Annotated in this window: 12 protein-coding genes; 7 read left to right on the top strand and 5 right to left on the bottom strand. The window is 39.5% G+C overall.

The window, feature by feature from the left end:
* Nucleotides 1–181 precede the first annotated feature (181 nt).
* Nucleotides 182–604: an Lrp/AsnC family transcriptional regulator gene (locus tag SOI81_RS12220; RefSeq protein ID WP_002120489.1), complete on the bottom strand. Its 423-nt coding sequence runs from the start codon at nt 602–604 to the stop codon at nt 182–184.
* A 135-nt stretch (nt 605–739) separates the two neighbouring features.
* Here SOI81_RS12220 and SOI81_RS12215 point away from each other — a divergent pair, with 135 nt between their 5' ends.
* The 3 genes from SOI81_RS12215 (at nt 740) to SOI81_RS12205 (ending at nt 4930) form a co-directional block, all read left to right on the top strand.
* Nucleotides 740–1975, top strand: coding sequence for an aspartate aminotransferase family protein (locus SOI81_RS12215; RefSeq protein ID WP_320540835.1), 1236 nt, complete (start codon nt 740–742; stop codon nt 1973–1975).
* Complete coding sequence (gene astA, locus SOI81_RS12210; RefSeq protein WP_320540834.1) at nt 1972–3066, top strand: arginine N-succinyltransferase; 1095 nt, start codon at nt 1972–1974, stop codon at nt 3064–3066. Before SOI81_RS12215 ends, astA begins: the two co-directional genes overlap by 4 nt.
* A gap of 400 nt (nt 3067–3466) precedes the next feature.
* On the top strand, nt 3467–4930 hold the full coding sequence (locus SOI81_RS12205; protein WP_224992418.1) for an amino acid permease: 1464 nt from the start codon (nt 3467–3469) through the stop codon (nt 4928–4930).
* Between the two features lie 81 nt (nt 4931–5011).
* Here the strand turns inward: SOI81_RS12205 and SOI81_RS12200 are convergent, their stop codons facing one another.
* Nucleotides 5012–6472, bottom strand: a complete 1461-nt coding sequence (locus SOI81_RS12200) for a coniferyl aldehyde dehydrogenase (protein ID WP_320540833.1) — start codon at nt 6470–6472, stop codon at nt 5012–5014.
* Nucleotides 6473–6601: 129 nt separating this feature from the next.
* Between SOI81_RS12200 and SOI81_RS12195 the strand changes: the two genes are divergently transcribed.
* Nucleotides 6602–7672 carry an AraC family transcriptional regulator gene (locus SOI81_RS12195; RefSeq protein WP_320540832.1) on the top strand — a complete coding sequence of 357 codons (1071 nt, stop codon included), beginning with the start codon at nt 6602–6604 and terminating at the stop codon, nt 7670–7672.
* Between the two features lie 15 nt (nt 7673–7687).
* Here the strand turns inward: SOI81_RS12195 and SOI81_RS12190 are convergent, their stop codons facing one another.
* The 3 genes from SOI81_RS12190 to SOI81_RS12180 all read right to left on the bottom strand — a co-directional run bounded on the left by SOI81_RS12190 (nt 7688) and on the right by SOI81_RS12180 (nt 11686).
* Nucleotides 7688–8584 (bottom strand): DMT family transporter, encoded by an 897-nt coding sequence (locus tag SOI81_RS12190; RefSeq protein WP_320540831.1) that lies wholly within the window; start codon nt 8582–8584, stop codon nt 7688–7690.
* Nucleotides 8585–8709: 125 nt separating this feature from the next.
* Nucleotides 8710–10257: a galactarate dehydratase gene (gene garD, locus SOI81_RS12185; protein ID WP_224992427.1), complete on the bottom strand. Its 1548-nt coding sequence runs from the start codon at nt 10255–10257 to the stop codon at nt 8710–8712.
* A gap of 70 nt (nt 10258–10327) precedes the next feature.
* Entirely contained in the window at nt 10328–11686 is a 1359-nt protein-coding gene (locus tag SOI81_RS12180; RefSeq protein ID WP_320540830.1) for an MFS transporter, read from the bottom strand.
* A 284-nt stretch (nt 11687–11970) separates the two neighbouring features.
* Between SOI81_RS12180 and gudD the strand changes: the two genes are divergently transcribed.
* The 3 genes from gudD to SOI81_RS12165 all read left to right on the top strand — a co-directional run bounded on the left by gudD (nt 11971) and on the right by SOI81_RS12165 (nt 16099).
* The gene (gudD, locus tag SOI81_RS12175; protein ID WP_320540829.1) at nt 11971–13305 is read left to right on the top strand and encodes a glucarate dehydratase; all 1335 of its coding nucleotides are present in this window, start codon (nt 11971–11973) and stop codon (nt 13303–13305) included.
* A gap of 265 nt (nt 13306–13570) precedes the next feature.
* Nucleotides 13571–14482, top strand: coding sequence for a 5-dehydro-4-deoxyglucarate dehydratase (gene kdgD / locus SOI81_RS12170; RefSeq protein ID WP_009387806.1), 912 nt, complete (start codon nt 13571–13573; stop codon nt 14480–14482).
* A gap of 30 nt (nt 14483–14512) precedes the next feature.
* Nucleotides 14513–16099, top strand: a complete 1587-nt coding sequence (locus SOI81_RS12165; RefSeq protein ID WP_320540828.1) for an aldehyde dehydrogenase (NADP(+)) — start codon at nt 14513–14515, stop codon at nt 16097–16099.
* The last annotated feature ends 203 nt before the right edge of the window (nt 16100–16302 follow it).

The raw sequence follows: 16302 nt of genomic DNA, 5'->3' as shown, positions 1-16302 counted from the left end.
ATTATTTAAAAAAAATTAAAAATTTATTGAGGATTTTTAGAAGATGTTGATTGTCGTCATAGTTCAAGAGATTTAAGGAAAGGCAAGAGCAGAATTTTTCTAATCAAAAGCAAGTTGATGAACTAAACCATATGCTTAGCTCATCAATTTCGTTTTTATGATTTGAAATTAAAGTGAATGATTAGGTCTTATGACTCGCAAGCAGAATACTGGTTTCACTATTATAAATACCTGAAATATTTCTAATTCTTTCTAGAACTTTGTCGAAGTTTTCTAAGGTGTCAGAACGTAGCTCGACCAGAATGTCCCATTTGCCATTGGTTTTATGCAGACATTCCACGGCACTTTCGAGGCGTAATTCTTTAATCACAGACTGTGCTTTGGTCCCTTCAACCATAATGCTCATCCATGCACGGATAACGTTGCGTTCTGCATTGGGTTTAAACCGTACCGTATATCCAGTAATGATGCCCGAAGACTCTAAATATTCAATTCTCTTCTTAACCGTTGCGCGTGAAACGTGAACTTTTTCGGCTAACTCGGTAACAGACATTCGTGCGTTATCTTTAAGTAAACCTAAAATAATTTGATCAATGTTGTCCATATTGTAATTGTCAATTATCAAATTGGTAAAAAATAATTCATTTTTTACTAAAATACAAATTTTTTGAATCAATTTGATTTTGAATAATAGGGACATCAGTTAAGCCCAATAATTCAATTTAATGGATTAGATAAGATGAATAATTTTACAGTTTCTAGAAATAATTTTAATGAGTGGATGGTTCCAGTTTTTGCACCGGCAAATTTCATTCCGGTACGTGGTGAAGGTTCACGTATTTGGGATCAAGAAAGTAAAGAATATATCGATTTTGCAGGCGGGATTGCAGTAAACGCATTAGGTCATGCGCATCCAGTGGCAGTAAATGCTTTAACAGAACAAGCAACAAAACTTTGGCACGTTGGTAACGGTTATACCAATGAACCTGTTCTACGCCTTGCAAAACAACTCACCGAAAATACATTTGCAGATAAAGTATTCTTCTGTAACTCAGGTGCAGAAGCCAATGAAGCTGCATTAAAATTGGCTCGTAAAGTTGGTTTAGACAGTGGTGTAGCTAGCAAAAGCGGCATCGTAGCATTTAACAATGCATTCCACGGTCGTACCTTATTTACCGTTTCAGCGGGTGGTCAACCTAAATATTCACAAGACTTTGCACCACTTCCAAATGGTATCAATCATGTTGCCTTTAATGATTTAGAAGCTGCAAAAGCAGTAATTAATGAGCAAACATGTGCTGTTATTGTTGAGCCAATCCAAGGTGAAGGCGGTGTTATTCCTGCTGACCTTGAATTTTTAAAAGGTTTACGCGCGCTGTGTGATGAGTTCGGTGCCTTACTGATTTTTGATGAAGTACAAACGGGTGTTGGCCGTACTGGTGCACTTTATGCCTACATGAACTCTGGTGTTATTCCAGATGTGTTAACCACTGCAAAAGCATTGGGCGGCGGTTTTCCAGTCGGTGCAATGTTAACAACCGATAAGTTTGCCCCACATTTTTCAGTAGGTACACATGGCACGACTTATGGTGGTAACCCGCTAGCAAGTGCGGTTGCGGGTGCAGTATTTGAATTTATTAATACGCCTGAAGTACTTGAGGGTGTTAAAGAGCGTCATGACTACTATAAAAACGCTTTAAATAAATTAAATGAAAAATATGAAATTTTTGAAATGATTCGTGGTGAAGGCTTGCTGATTGGCTGTGCTTTAAAAGCCGAATTTGCTGGTAAAGCAAAAGATATTAATAATCTTGCGGGCGAAGAAGGTTTATTGAGTTTGATTGCTGGTCCAAATGTTATCCGTTTTACGCCATCTTTAATTATTCCATTTGCTGATATTGATGAAGGTCTAAAACGCTTTGAACGTGCGCTTGCTCGCTTTGTAGAAATTCAAAAGGATGAACAAGCAGCATGATGATTATTCGCTACATTGAACCTAAAGATGTTAATGACCTTTACCTGTTGGCGCAAAAAGCAGGTTTTGGTTTGACCTCTTTGCAGCCAAATATGGAAAAGCTTGCTGCTCGTATTGAACGGGCATGTAAAACAGTCGCAGGCGAACTACCAAAGGCAGATCAGGTTTACTTATTTGTTTTAGAAGATACTGAACTCAACAAAGTTGTCGGCGTTTGCGGTATTGAAGTAGCACTGGGGTTAAGAGAGCCTTGGTATAACTTCCATGTTGGGACACAAGTGCATGCGTCAGAACCGTTAAGTGTTTATAACGCTTTACCGACTTTGTATTTGAGTAATGACCATACCAACTGTAGTGAGCTTTGTACTTTATTTTTAGATCCTGACTATCGCTTAAATAAAAATGGCAAATTTTTATCTAAAGTCCGTTTCTTATTTCTCTCAGCATTCCGTCAATATTTTGAAGAAACGATTGTTGCTGAAATGCGCGGATATTCTGACGCCAATGGGCAGTCACCATTTTGGAATGCGGTAGGTCATAAGTTTTTTAATATCGAATTTACCAAGGCCGATTATTTAAGTGGTGTAGGGCAGAAGGCTTTTATTGCTGAGCTGATGCCAAGACATCCACTCTATGTCGATATGTTACCTGACGATGCTAAAGCCGCAATTGGCATTGTGCACCCAAATACTCGTCCGGCCTACAACCTGCTGCTTGAAGAGGGACTACGCTATAAAGGCTATGTCGATATTTTTGATGGGGGCGCAACGCTACAAGCAGATATCGAAAATTTACGGGCAATTAAAGAGAGTCAGTCTGTAACGGTTCAAATCGAACAGCCTCAAAATATCCCTGTAGGGGATGAGTCTTACATTGTGGCTAATGATGATTATGAAAATTATCGGGCCATTCTTGTGTATAGCCAGCCTCATCAGAACATATTGCAGTTAACAAAAGAACAGGCAAAACAATTGAATGTCGAAAATGGCTCTTTGGTTCGTGTGCTAAGTGTTCAAGTTAAACAGGTTGCGAGTCCAGAAGTGGTAAAGAAGCTCAAAGAGACTAATCATTTTCGAATGGCTGTTAATTAATCAGTAATACTACACATTTCACCAAATTTAAGAAGGAATAATATATTATCGCTAGCGTAAGATGAGTATATGGATAAATACAATCTTGCTCGCTGAGCTGAGATTAATTAGCCTGTTTTTCTATATATAAAGGGTAAGTAAGTAAAATATTTAATTAATTTATATATTTTAAGTATTTATTGAAAATATATTGAGAAGAGCGGGCTAATATAATAATGAAGGAAAGGAATGATGAATAATTTTTATTGTTATAGGTGATAGCTTTTAAAAAGGAATTTATAAGGTCTTAAGTGATTTAATAATATTTTTAGAATGGTTTAATGGATTAAATTAATAATCATATAATTTATTTATTATTAAAGCATTTACGACGGTTGCTATAAATTGGAGTAAATATTACATGAGTAAGAATAAAGGAAAGCAGTTCCTGGAAGGAGATCTCCTTGGGAGTCAACATATGACTGATCAAGAAGAAGAGAAATTGCAGCGCTCATTGACAAATCGTCATATTCAGATGATCGCAATCGGTGGTGCAATTGGTACTGGATTATTTATGGGTTCCGGGAAAACATTAAGTGTTTCGGGTACTTCAATTGTTTTAACCTATTTAATTATTGGTTTCTTCTTTTTCTTCGTGATGCGGGCAATGGGTGAATTGTTGCTTGCGAACACTAATTTTAAAACCTTCGCCGATTTTGCAACAGCTTATCTCGGTCCATGGGCGGGATTTTTCCTTGGTTGGTCCTACTGGTGTAACTGGATTATTACTGCGATTGCCGATGTCATTGTAATCGGAGGGTACATGCAGTTTTGGTATCCCGATTTACCCGTCTGGATTCCAGCATTTACATCATTGGCCATCTTAACCATACTTAACTTTGTGGCCGTTCGATTGTTCGGTGAACTTGAGTTTTGGTTCTCACTCATCAAAATTACTGCAATTATTCTATTTATTCTGGCTGGTATTTATTTAATTGGTACTGGGTTTACTTCACCAAATGGTGTTAAGGCTTCAATGAGCCATTTGTTTGAAACAGAATCGATGTTTCCTTATGGCGTTACAGGTTTCTTAGCTGGCTTCCAAATTGCCATATTTGCGTTTGTAGGTATTGAGCTTGTTGGTACAACTGCTGCTGAAACCAAAGACCCGCATAAATCACTTCCAAAAGCGATTAACTCTATTCCTTTACGCATTTTGCTATTCTATGTAGGTGCATTGGTTTGTATTATTGCCGTCACATCTTGGGCTAAGGTTTCACCAGAAAAAAGTCCGTTTGTAGAAATGTTTACTTTAGTTGGATTACCAATTGCAGCAGGTTTAATCAATTTTGTTGTTGCGACTTCGGCTTTATCTTCTGCAAACAGTGGGATCTTTGCGACTAGCCGGATGTTATACGGTCTAGCGTTAGACAACGATGCACCTAAAAGCTTTAGTAAACTGTCAAAAAGAAAAGTTCCTATTAGAGGCTTAGTATTTTCAATGGCATGTGTGACGGCTGGAACATCTATTTTATTTATTGTGCCTAATGTAATGACCGCATTTACGATTATTTCAGCACTGACTTCAATTTTATGTATTTTTACATTTATGTTGATTGTGCTTTCTTATATTTCTTATCGTAAAAAATTTCCTGAGTTACATATTCAATCTCAATATAAAATGCCAGGTGGTTTATTTATGGCATGGCTGACCATGTTATTTTTAGTTTTTACTATTGTAATTTTGGCTTTAGATCATGACACTTTAATTGCGCTTGAATGCTCACCAATCTGGTTTATTGGTTTATTTATTGCCTATAAGTATAAAAAGAAAAAAATGATGCAACTTGATATTTTGAAAGCACAAAAGGCTGATTATATTTAAATAAATTACAGTAACTTTATAAGAAAATTTATTAATTTAGATTATAAAAAAAGCCTCATTACGAGGCTTTTTTTATAACGGTTACTTAATATTCGGATCGCCTTTTTTCAAGAAAAAGCGTATTGCTAATTTTTGTAGGAAGGTTCCATAAGGAGGGTGGAAAAGCTGAGTTGGGAAGAACCTATGGCGAATAAATACAGTTTTTGCATGTGAAAGTTCACGGAAACCTTCTTCACCATGATATGACCCCATGCCTGAGTTGCCGATACCACCAAAAGGAGCATCATGGTTAACTACATGCCAGCCCCAGTCATTAATGGTCACACCACCCGAATGAGTTTCACGTAAAATCCGGTCGCGTTCTACTGAGCTATGCGTAAAGCAATAAAGCGCTAAAGGTCGTTCATCTGATTTCACATAGGTAATCGCATCATCTAAAGAATCGTAAGCTACCACTGGTAAAATAGGGCCAAAGAGTTCTTCTTTCATAATGCGCATATCTGGCGTGCAATTCAGCACAATCTGTACAGGCATTCTGCGACCTTGTTGGTCAAAGCTGTAAGTGTCGCAAGGAATAACACGAGCACCTTTCTCTTGTGCATCGGTCAAAATATCTTGAATGCGGTTTAAATGGCGGTCATTTACAATTGATGTGTAATTTTCATTAGATGCGATGTTTTGACCAAACATTTTTATAAAACTTGATTTTGCAGCATCTACAAACTCATCAATACTTTCTTTAGGAACCAACGCATAGTCAGGCGCTACACAGATTTGCCCACTATTTGTTGCTTTACCATGCGTAATACGTTTTGCTGCATCGGCAAGCGGGTAGTTGCGGCTTACAATAGCAGGTGATTTACCACCTAACTCAAGCGTAACAGGTGTTAGATTTTCAGCCGCTGCTCGCATGACGACCTTGCCAATCGCAGGAGAACCAGTAAAGACGATATGGTTAAACGGTAAAGAGGTAAATCTTGCTGGATCTGTAATTTCTTCACCAAACACGGCTACTTCATCTTCATTAAAGACTTCAGCAAGCATGCGTCGAAGCATTGCATTGGTATTTGGGGTAATTTCAGGGAGTTTAATCATAACTCGGTTGCCTGCAGCTAATGCGGCAATGAGTGGGCCAAGTGCTAAATAAACGGGGAAGTTCCAAGGAACAATGACACCAACCACGCCTTTAGGTTGGTATTGCACACTTAAACGGTTCGATAAAAATAAAAGCTCGGTACGGCGTTTACTTGGACGCATCCAGCGGCGTAAATGATGAATTGCATGATCAGCTTCTAACACTGAGCCAAGCAAATCTAATAATTTAGATTCATCAAGTGATCTTGAACTAAAATCGGAATTAATCGCGGCAGCCAAAGCATCTTGATAACGAATAATTTGTTTTTTGAGTTGATGCAGTTTTGTGCGGCGTGCTTCAAGAGTTGGGTATGGATCTGCCTCAAAATTGGCACGTTGTTTGGAAAAAATAAGTTCCATATGTTCAGTGGCAGAGCCGCTATATTCTTTTAAAGTGGAGTGTTCCATTATTGTTCCTTCCATACTTTTGCTTATCATACTTTATGCTTGAAGCGTCGTATGGTCGATGTTAAATTGAGACAACAAGAGGTAGTTTAGTGCCATTATGCACGTCACTCTAGGGATGGTGTGAATTAAATGCCTAAAAATATTTATAAAAATGCAAATAGTGTTATTGAAGGAAATTATGATAATAGATCCTTAGGTTCGAATACATATTTGCTGGGTTTGACCAGTTTGTTTGATGAAATGGGTTTGCAAGGCCATTCAATATCAGATGTTTTAGCTGGCACAAATATTTCACCTGATGCGTTGAACCAATCCTCTTTATATATTTCTCAGTTTCAAAAAATTCAGCTATTTCATAATATTCAAAAGCTATCTCATGATCCGCTCATTGGTTTACGTGCAGGGCAAAAGCAGCGGCTGTCAGATTTTGGAGTGTATGGCTACGCGTTATATTCTTCGCGTAATTTTAGACAAGCGGTAGAGCTTGGCATTCGACACATTAAGCTTGCAGGGCCTATTTTAAAGAAGTCTTTTTATATGCGAGATGATGCTGCGATTTTTGAAGGGCAGGACATTATTGCACTTGGTAAGCTTCTGCCTTTAGTGTGCGAGTTTTGGTTTAGTTCCATGCAAACCTTAATTGAACGTGTGCTTGAAGGACCATTTCAAGCCAAGAAGCTTTTGTTGCCCTATCCAGCGCCTGACTATGCAGAAGAATATGAAAAAGTCTTTCATTGTCCTGTTCAGTTTAATGCTGGAGTGATGCAATGGCACTTTGATTTAAAGTGGCTCGATGTACCTTGTCCAAATGCCAACCCGATTACCGCTGATATGTGTAAGTCATTTTGTGAGCGGATGCTAGGTGCTGCTGAACTTGAAGAGCCTGAGTTGGTGAAAACAATCCGTTTAATATTATTGGATGGAACAGGGCTTTTCCCATCGGCCCAAGAAATGGCTGAACGCTTACATATGTCAAAGCGTACCTTACATCGGCGCTTGGCAGGTTTTAGTCTGACTTATCAAGAATTATTAGATGAAACTCGGCGCCGTCTTGCCGATGAATATTTGCGAGAAACAACTTTAACCGTAGATGAAATTGCTGAGAGAGTTGGCTTTTCAGATACCTCTAATTTTAGAAAAGCCTATCGTCACTGGACAGGCATTTCACCAAATGAGTATCGAATACAGTACCTAAATTAGAATAAGGTTTGTCTGCTATTTAAATCGAGAGAGCAACTTTTTTTGCAAAAATGGATTACAGAGCAAAATCGCAAATAAAATAATAAATATGCCAATAATGCTGAATAGATCCGGTAATTCGTGCCAAAAAACAAATCCCCATATTCCTGCAAAAATAATGGCAATGTAATTCATTGGGCCAATTTGTCCTGCTGGCGCTAAGCTATAAGCATAAGACATAAATAGTTGGCTAATGTTTGCTAAAAGTCCTGCGGCAATGAGTAGGCTTAATTCGTGCCAAGTGAAAATGCGCCAATGCCAGAACATCGGAATAGATGAAATTAAACTACCAAAAATACAGAAATAAAAAACAATACGCTCAGGCGGCTCTGTACTGGTTAAGGCTCTTACGGTGACAAAAGCCATTGCGGATAAAAAGCATGCACCTAAGCCAATAAAAGATAATGCGTTAAATAAACCTTGGTCGGGTTTAGCGACAAACAAAACTCCAATGAGCCCAATAACTGCGGCAAAAATCATTGATTTGGTGATTTTTTCTTTTAAGAAAAGCCATGCAATCAACGGAATAAAAATAGGAGATGAATAACTAAAAACCATGGCATTTGATAATTTTAAGTTCGCAATGGCATAGAAAAAACCATACATTGCGGCAAGACCCACTAGACTTCGCCACGTATGCATCCAGAGTTTATCGGTTTTAATAAAGTCTAGACCCTGTTTAAACAGCATCGGAATAAAAATAAATAAACCCACTGCATTTCTAAAAAACACGACAGTCGCATTGTCTACCGTTTGTGAAGCAAAACGAATGCACACTCCCATAATGGAAAATAATAATGCCGATGTCATAAGACAAAGCAGTGCTTTTCCAAGTTGAGTTGAGGGGAGGTTTGAAGCAGTCTGATTTTGCATAGAGAAATTGAGTTCTTAATTTTCGATGTTATTTTAGCAGCGATGTTAAGTTTTGGTGAAATGTGTCGTAATTAATATGGGAAATGTGAAAAGATGAGGTGATATGCCTCATCTTTTAAACTTTATTAGGTCACGGGTGCTGGGTTAAATACGGCGAGTGAGTTATGAATACCCCAACGATCCGACCACGTTTGTTTTTCGCCACTAGCCACTTGTAAAATTAGTTCAAAAAGTTCCCAGCCCACTTCTTCAATAGTTTTCTTCCCAATGGCAATATCACCAGCACTGATATCAATCAGGTCATACCAACGATTTGCAATATTGTTTCGGCTTGCCATTTTAATAACCGGCACAGCTGCCAATCCGTAGGGTGTACCGCGACCTGTGGTAAATACTTGAACGGTAATACCAGATGCCATTTGCTGTGTACCACAGATAAAGTCACTTGATGGTGTTGCCGCAAAAATTAATCCTTTTTTTGTCGGTCTTTGACCCGGTGCGAGAACTTCTACAATCGGTGAACGGCCCGATTTGGCAATTGATCCCATCGCTTTTTCTACAATGTTATTCAGCCCACCTTTTTTATTACCCGGTGTGGTATTGGCACTTCGGTCTACTTGGCCTGCTGCTAAATAGTCATCGTACCATTTCATTTCCCGAATTAGATCTTTGGCAACTTGTTCATTTGCTGCACGTGGAGTAAGTAGGTGAATACCATCGCGGACTTCCGTAACTTCAGAGAACATGACTGTACCGCCACATTGCACAATCAAGTCAGCTGCGAAACCAACGGCAGGGTTAGAGGTAACTCCCGAAAATGCATCACTCCCACCACATTGCATGCCTACAACCAAATGAGAAGCTGGAACTTCTTCTCGAGTACGTTGATTAAGCTTTTCTAGGTGTTGTTCTGCCACGGATAAAATATGGTTCACCATACTTTCAAAACCGTTATGACGTTCATCTTGCAACTGAATAATATCTTCGTTTGCTAGGGGAATATATTTGTTTTCTTTAGGAATATTTAAAAGACGTTCGGGTTGCATTTTTTCGCAGCCCAGACTCACCACCATAATCTCTCCACCAAAATTAGGGTTGAGTGCAAGATTATGAATTGTACGAATAGGAACAATTGCAGCGGGTGCATCGATTGCCACACCACAACCATATAAATGGTTTAATCCGACTACACCATCTACATTTGGATATTTAGGAAGTAAATCACGTTCAATAATTTTAACGACATAATCGACAATACCTTCGACACAGTTAACACTGGTCGTAATACCTAAAATATTCTTTGTGCCGACGCTGCCATCTTTATTTTTATAACCCTTAAATGTATATCCGCTCAAGGCTGGAAGCTTTGGATCAGGACGAGTTGCTAACTCAAGATCGTCTAGCTCAGGTGCCTCAGGCATTTGGGTAACGGCTTCATTTACCCATGAACCTGCGGGTAAATCTTTATTGGCATAGCCAATAATTTCCCCATAACGAACAATGGCTTCACCTTGCTTTAATGACTCTAATAAAACTTTATGTCCCTGTGGCACATGATCAACCAAGATGAGTTGGTATTCCTCAATAGGTGTAGAAGGTGGTAAACCGCCGTCATTCACTACAATGGCTACATTATCGAGAGGACTAATTTTTATGAGGAGAGGCTTCAGCATGATCGTTCCTTGTATACATTTGAAGAAAGGGCATAACGCTTAAGTTAGTTAAGCGTTATGACTTAAAGTTTTAAGAGGTAGGTTTTAACTCGAAGCGCTGGATTTTGCCCACAATAGCGGTATAGCAAATCACTGCTGCAATCGCATGCACACCGACATAAGTCAATGCAAGATTGAAAGAACCAGTACTTGCCAAGATATAGCCGATCACAATTGGGGTCACGATTCCTGCCGTATTACCAAACGCATTCATCATTCCGCCTGATAAACCCACCATTTCTTTTGGTGCAACATCAGACATGACTGCCCAACCTAAAGAGCCGATGCCTTTCCCAAAGAAAGATAAAGACATAAAGAATACGATTGCTGTTTGAGAATCGACGTAATTACACATAATGATTGAGGTTGAAACCAAGAAGCCGACCACGATTGGGAGCTTTCTTGAAAAGCTTAAGCTGTAATTCATGCGAATTAACTTATCTGAAATCAAGCCACCTAAAATTCCGCCTACAAAGCCACAGAGTGCCGGTGCAACTGCTGCAAAACCTGCTTCTAAAATGCTGAGATGTCTTTCTTTCACAAGGTAAACAGGGAACCAAGTCAAGAAAAAATAGGTCAGTGTATTTACACAATATTGCCCAATAAAAATACCGAGCATCATACGTGAAGCAAGCAGTTGTTTAACTTTACTCCAAGTAATTTTCTCTTTTTTAGCATTTTGGCTGTTTTCGCCCATATCGAGTAAAGCACCTTCTGAAGCAATGTATTTCACTTCTTCAGGATTTACTGTTGGATGATTGGTCGGGCTATAAATGACCTTGAGCCAGATAAAGGAAAGAATGATTCCAAGACCACCCATGACCCAGAAAATAGACTGCCAGTGGACGGTTGCAACAAGCCAGCCCATTAGGGGAGCAAAAAGTACGGTTGAGAAATAAGAGGACGAGTTAAAAATAGCAGCGGCAGTTCCACGTTCTTTGGTTGGAAACCATGCAGCAGCAATTTTACTGTTACCCGGAAAAGCAGGCGACTCAGACAAACCAACTAAAAATCTGAGTACAAAGAGTGAAGTAATAATGGTCGCAGTATCACCTAAAATGTCGGTAAAACCGATTAAAACAGTGAATAACGACCATAAAAACAGACTCCAGAAATATACACGGCGAGCACCAAACTTATCGAGTAGCCAACCACCTGGAATTTGACCAATCACATAGGCCCATGCAAAGGCCGAGAAAATATAACCCATGGTGACTGAGTCGATTCCCAGCTCATGAGACATTGGCGTTGCAGCCATTGAAAGGGTTGCACGATCACCGTAATTAAAAGCCGTGACCAAAAAAATCATCGCAAGAATGTAGTAGCGAGTTTTTGTATGTTTGGCTCTTTGCTGAGTCACTACAGCAATATTTGTTTGCAGATTATCCATATACAAACTCTTTTAATAATCGACCTATTTGCATATCCGTGAAATAGGTGACGTCATGTCAAATTCATCGATAGAATAGATGAGAAAACGGAATTTTGTATCTACTCTATAGTCCTAGTTCTAAAACCGCGTCTTTAGATGTATGACATCATATGATTAAAAATATTATTTTGGCAAGTAGGGTCGAAAAATAATTTTTATATGGCTTTATATTGACAAGTTGTCTGATGTCTTATAAGTTTTGGTAATGAAAAAATAGTATCAGAATGCCAAGGAGTATTTTAATGGCGACCTCTACACCTATCGTTAAATCAATTCGAGCAATTCCTGTTGCTGGTCATGACAGCATGCTGCTCAATTTGAGTGGTGCCCATGGACCTTATTTCACTCGTAACATACTCATTATCGAAGATAATTCTGGAAATATTGGTGTAGGTGAAATTCCGGGTGGTGAAAAAATTTTAGCAACATTAAATGATGCTAAAGCCTTGGTTGAAGGGCAGCCGATTGGTGAATATAAAAATCTACTCAAGAAAATTCAACAAACTTTTGCTGATCGTGACAGCGGTGGCCGAGGTAATCAAACCTTTGATTTACGTACCACAATTCATGTTGTAACAGCCTATGAGTCAGCATTACTTGATTTGCTTGGTAAGCATTTGAATGTGAATGTCGCAAGTTTGCTTGGTGAAGGTCAGCAACGTAGTGAAGTTGAAGTTTTAGGATATTTGTTCTTTATCGGTGACCGAAAACAGACTTCATTAGACTATGCGACAACACCTCAACATCACCATGATTGGTATAAAGTTCGTCATGAAAAAGCGTTAACACCTGAGGCTGTACAGCATTTAGCAGAAGCATCTTATGACCGCTATGGGTTCAAAGACTTTAAGCTAAAAGGTGGCGTGTTACAGGGCGAACAAGAAGCTGAAGCTGTTACAGCAATCGCGCGCCGTTTTCCAGAAGCGCGTGTGACGCTTGATCCAAACGGTGCATGGTTCTTAGATGAAGCAATCGCTTTAGGTAAACACCTTAAAGGCGTGTTGGCCTATGCAGAAGACCCATGCGGTGCAGAACAAGGTTATTCAAGCCGTGAAATTATGGCCGAGTTTAAACGTGCAACAGGCTTACCCACTGCGACCAATATGATTGCTACGGACTGGCGAGAAATGTCGCATAGTATCCAATTGCAAGCTGTTGATATTCCTTTGGCTGATCCACATTTTTGGACATTGGAAGGCTCGGTTCGAGTTTCACAACTCTGCAATATGTACAATTTAACGTGGGGTTCACACTCTAATAATCACTTTGATATTTCACTTGCGATGTTTACCCATGTTGCCGCCGCCGCGGTAGGTAAGGTTACGGCAATTGATACACATTGGATTTGGCAAGAAGGTACAGATCAGCTAACGAAAGCGCCGCTTGAAATTAAAGACGGTAAAATTCAGGTACCAACAGCACCGGGACTTGGGGTTGAGCTGGACTGGGATCGAATTAATCAAGCCCATGAACTGTATAAATTAAAAGGTTTAGGGGCTCGTAATGATGCCGATGCGATGCAATTTTTAATACCAAATTGGTCGTTTAATAATAAAAAGCCGTGTTTGGTTCGTTAATATTTTACCGATATTTTTGAAAAATTCGCTTTTTGAGTTTTCTTAATGCTTTGCTGTCCATATGGGCAGCTTTTTTTATGTCTAACGATTAGTCCTAAAATTAAGAATTTTAACTATATTTTATAAAACAATAGGTTAAATCATTTTGGGTAATGAGCTTTGATCTTTTTAAAAAATTTAATTTTTCAGAGGAAAAATATATTGATTAAAATAAAATTTATGATGTAAGATGTCTGACAACATAAACATGTATGGATATTTTCTAATGGATGCTCTTGAGTTAAAAAACATTGTTTCTGATGGCCTTCTTTCTTTTCCGGTTACTGACTTTGACCAAAATGGGGACTTTAATAAATCTTCTTATGCAAAACGCCTTGAATGGTTAGCGCCTTATGGTGCAAGCGCATTATTTGCTGCGGGTGGTACAGGCGAGTTTTTCTCGTTAACTGGAAGTGAATACTCTGATGTGATTAAAACTGCGGTCGATACTTGTAAAGGTAGTGTACCGATTATTGCTGGGGCAGGTGGTCCGACACGTCAGGCGATTGAACAGGCAAAAGAAGCAGAGCGCTTAGGTGCACACGGTATTTTGTTAATGCCGCATTACTTAACTGAAGCAAGCCAAGAAGGTTTGATCGAACACGTTAAGCAAGTATGTAACTCAGTAGATTTTGGCGTAATTTTTTATAACCGTAGCGTTTCAAGATTAAATCTCGATTCAATCCAAAAGTTAGCCGAGATGTGCCCGAACTTAATCGGCTTTAAAGACAGCTCTGGTCAAATCGATATGATGACGGCAGTGACTCAGACTATGGGTGACCGTTTGTCGTATTTAGGTGGTTTACCAACAGCAGAAGTTTTTGCAGCGCCATATAAAGCCTTAGGTTGCCCAGTTTATTCATCAGCTGTATTTAACTTTATTCCAAAGACTGCAATGGAGTTTTATAACGCGCTTCGCAGTGATGACTTTGAAACAACCAATCGTTTGATTAAAGATTTCTTCTTGCCACTAATTAAAATTCGCGACCGTAAATCAGGTTATGCGGTAAGCATGATTAAAGCAGGTGCCAAAATTGTTGGGCACGATGCTGGTCCAGTACGTCCACCATTAAGTGATTTAACTCAAGCAGACTATGAAGATTTGGCTGCCCTCATTGCGACACTTGGTCCGCAATAATTTTAACTGTTTAGGTATTGGAGCTTTCAAATGAGTAAAAATAACGGCCGGCAGTTTATTAATGGTCAACGCGTTGCTGCAAATGCGCCAGCGTTAGAAAGTGTAGCAGCAAAAGACTATCAGCCAACAGGCTATGTATTTAGTCAGGCAACACTTGAAGAAGTGGATCAAGCTGCTCAAGCCGCTCATAAGGCTTTTTTAGTTTATAGCCAAACTTCTCAAGAGCAACGGGCCTCTTTTCTTGAAGAAATTGCTCGCCAAATTGAAGCATTAGGTGCGAACCTGCAAGAAGTCGCTTCACTTGAAACAGGCTTGCCACTTGCTCGTCTTCAAGGAGAGACAGGCCGTGTTACTGGTCAGCTTCGACTGTTTGCTGAACTTTTACGTCGTGGCGATTTTTACGGTGCTCGTATTGATGTGGCATTGCCAGAACGTAAGCCTTTGCCACGTGTTGATTTGCGTCAATATAAAGTTGGAGTAGGACCGGTTGCTGTGTTTGGCGCAAGTAATTTCCCACTTGCATTTTCAACTGCAGGCGGTGATACCGTAGCTGCTTTAGCAGCAGGCTGTCCGGTTGTTTTTAAAGCACACTCTGGCCATATGGCAACTGCCGAGCTTGTTGCAGAAGCCATTGAACAAGCAATTGAAGTTTGTGATATGCCTAAAGGCACATTCAATATGATTTTTGGCGGCCGTATTGGCGCAAACTTGGTGGAACATCCACTCATTCAAGCAGCTGGATTTACAGGTTCTCTTGAAGGTGGAATGGCGCTTTATAACCTTGCGCAGAGTCGTCCTCAGCCAATTCCATTCTTTGCTGAAATGTCGAGTGTGAACCCTGTCGTGGTTTTATCTCAAGCGTTGAGTTCTCGTGGTGAACAAATCGCTCAGGATACGGTTGCCTCATTTAATATGGGATGTGGTCAGTTCTGTACAAAACCCGGGTTAATTTTAGGCGTACAAGGACCTGAATTTGACAGTTTCGTAGCAGCTTTAGCTGAAAGCACGCAAAAAGCTGTGCCTCAGGTCATGCTGAATGAAGGAACTTTAAAAAGCTACCGTCAAGGTATTGATGCTCTAAACAGTGAAGCTGGTTTTGAAGTTATTGCGACAGGTCAAGAGGCTGAGCTAGTTTCTCAAGCAAAAGCACATCTATTTAAAGCGGACCAATCTGTTTTATTGTCAGGCAACCCAAAACTACAACATGAAGTTTTCGGGCCAATGTCGATTGTGATTGGCGTAGAGGATGAAGCGACTTTATTAAAAGGGATTGAGGCTTTAGGTGGACAGCTTACGGCAACCATTATCGGTGATGAAAATGAGCTATCCGAAGCAGGCGAGCTTCTTCATTTGCTAACTGGTAAAGCTGGCCGTGTATTGTTTAATGGCTTCCCGACAGGAGTTGAAGTGTCTGATGCGATGGTACATGGTGGTCCTTTCCCTGCAACGAGTGATGCACGCGGAACTTCGGTAGGTACGGGAGCAATTGAGCGTTTCTTGCGTCCGGTATGTTTCCAAAATACACCACAAGTTTTATTACCCGATGCATTAAAAGATAGTAATCCACTACAGATTACTCGTCTGGTTAATGGACAGTTAAGTCAGGCTCAAATTTAAAAGTTGTGCAGCTCAATCAACGCTATTGGGCTGCATATTTTTTAACTTATTCAACGCATTATTAAATATCAACAGAAGCATAAGTTGCTTACTTTTTAAATATGTGCGAGGGTTTGATAAGGGAGATAAAATATTTTGATTTTAATAACTTAGAGGTATAAAAACCGAATATGACTATCGTCTAAGTTTATAGTAAAATGAAT

This window comes from Acinetobacter pittii (genome assembly GCF_034067285.1).
Taxonomy (GTDB): domain Bacteria; phylum Pseudomonadota; class Gammaproteobacteria; order Pseudomonadales; family Moraxellaceae; genus Acinetobacter; species Acinetobacter pittii_E.
This window is presented reverse-complemented; position numbering and strand designations above follow the sequence as displayed.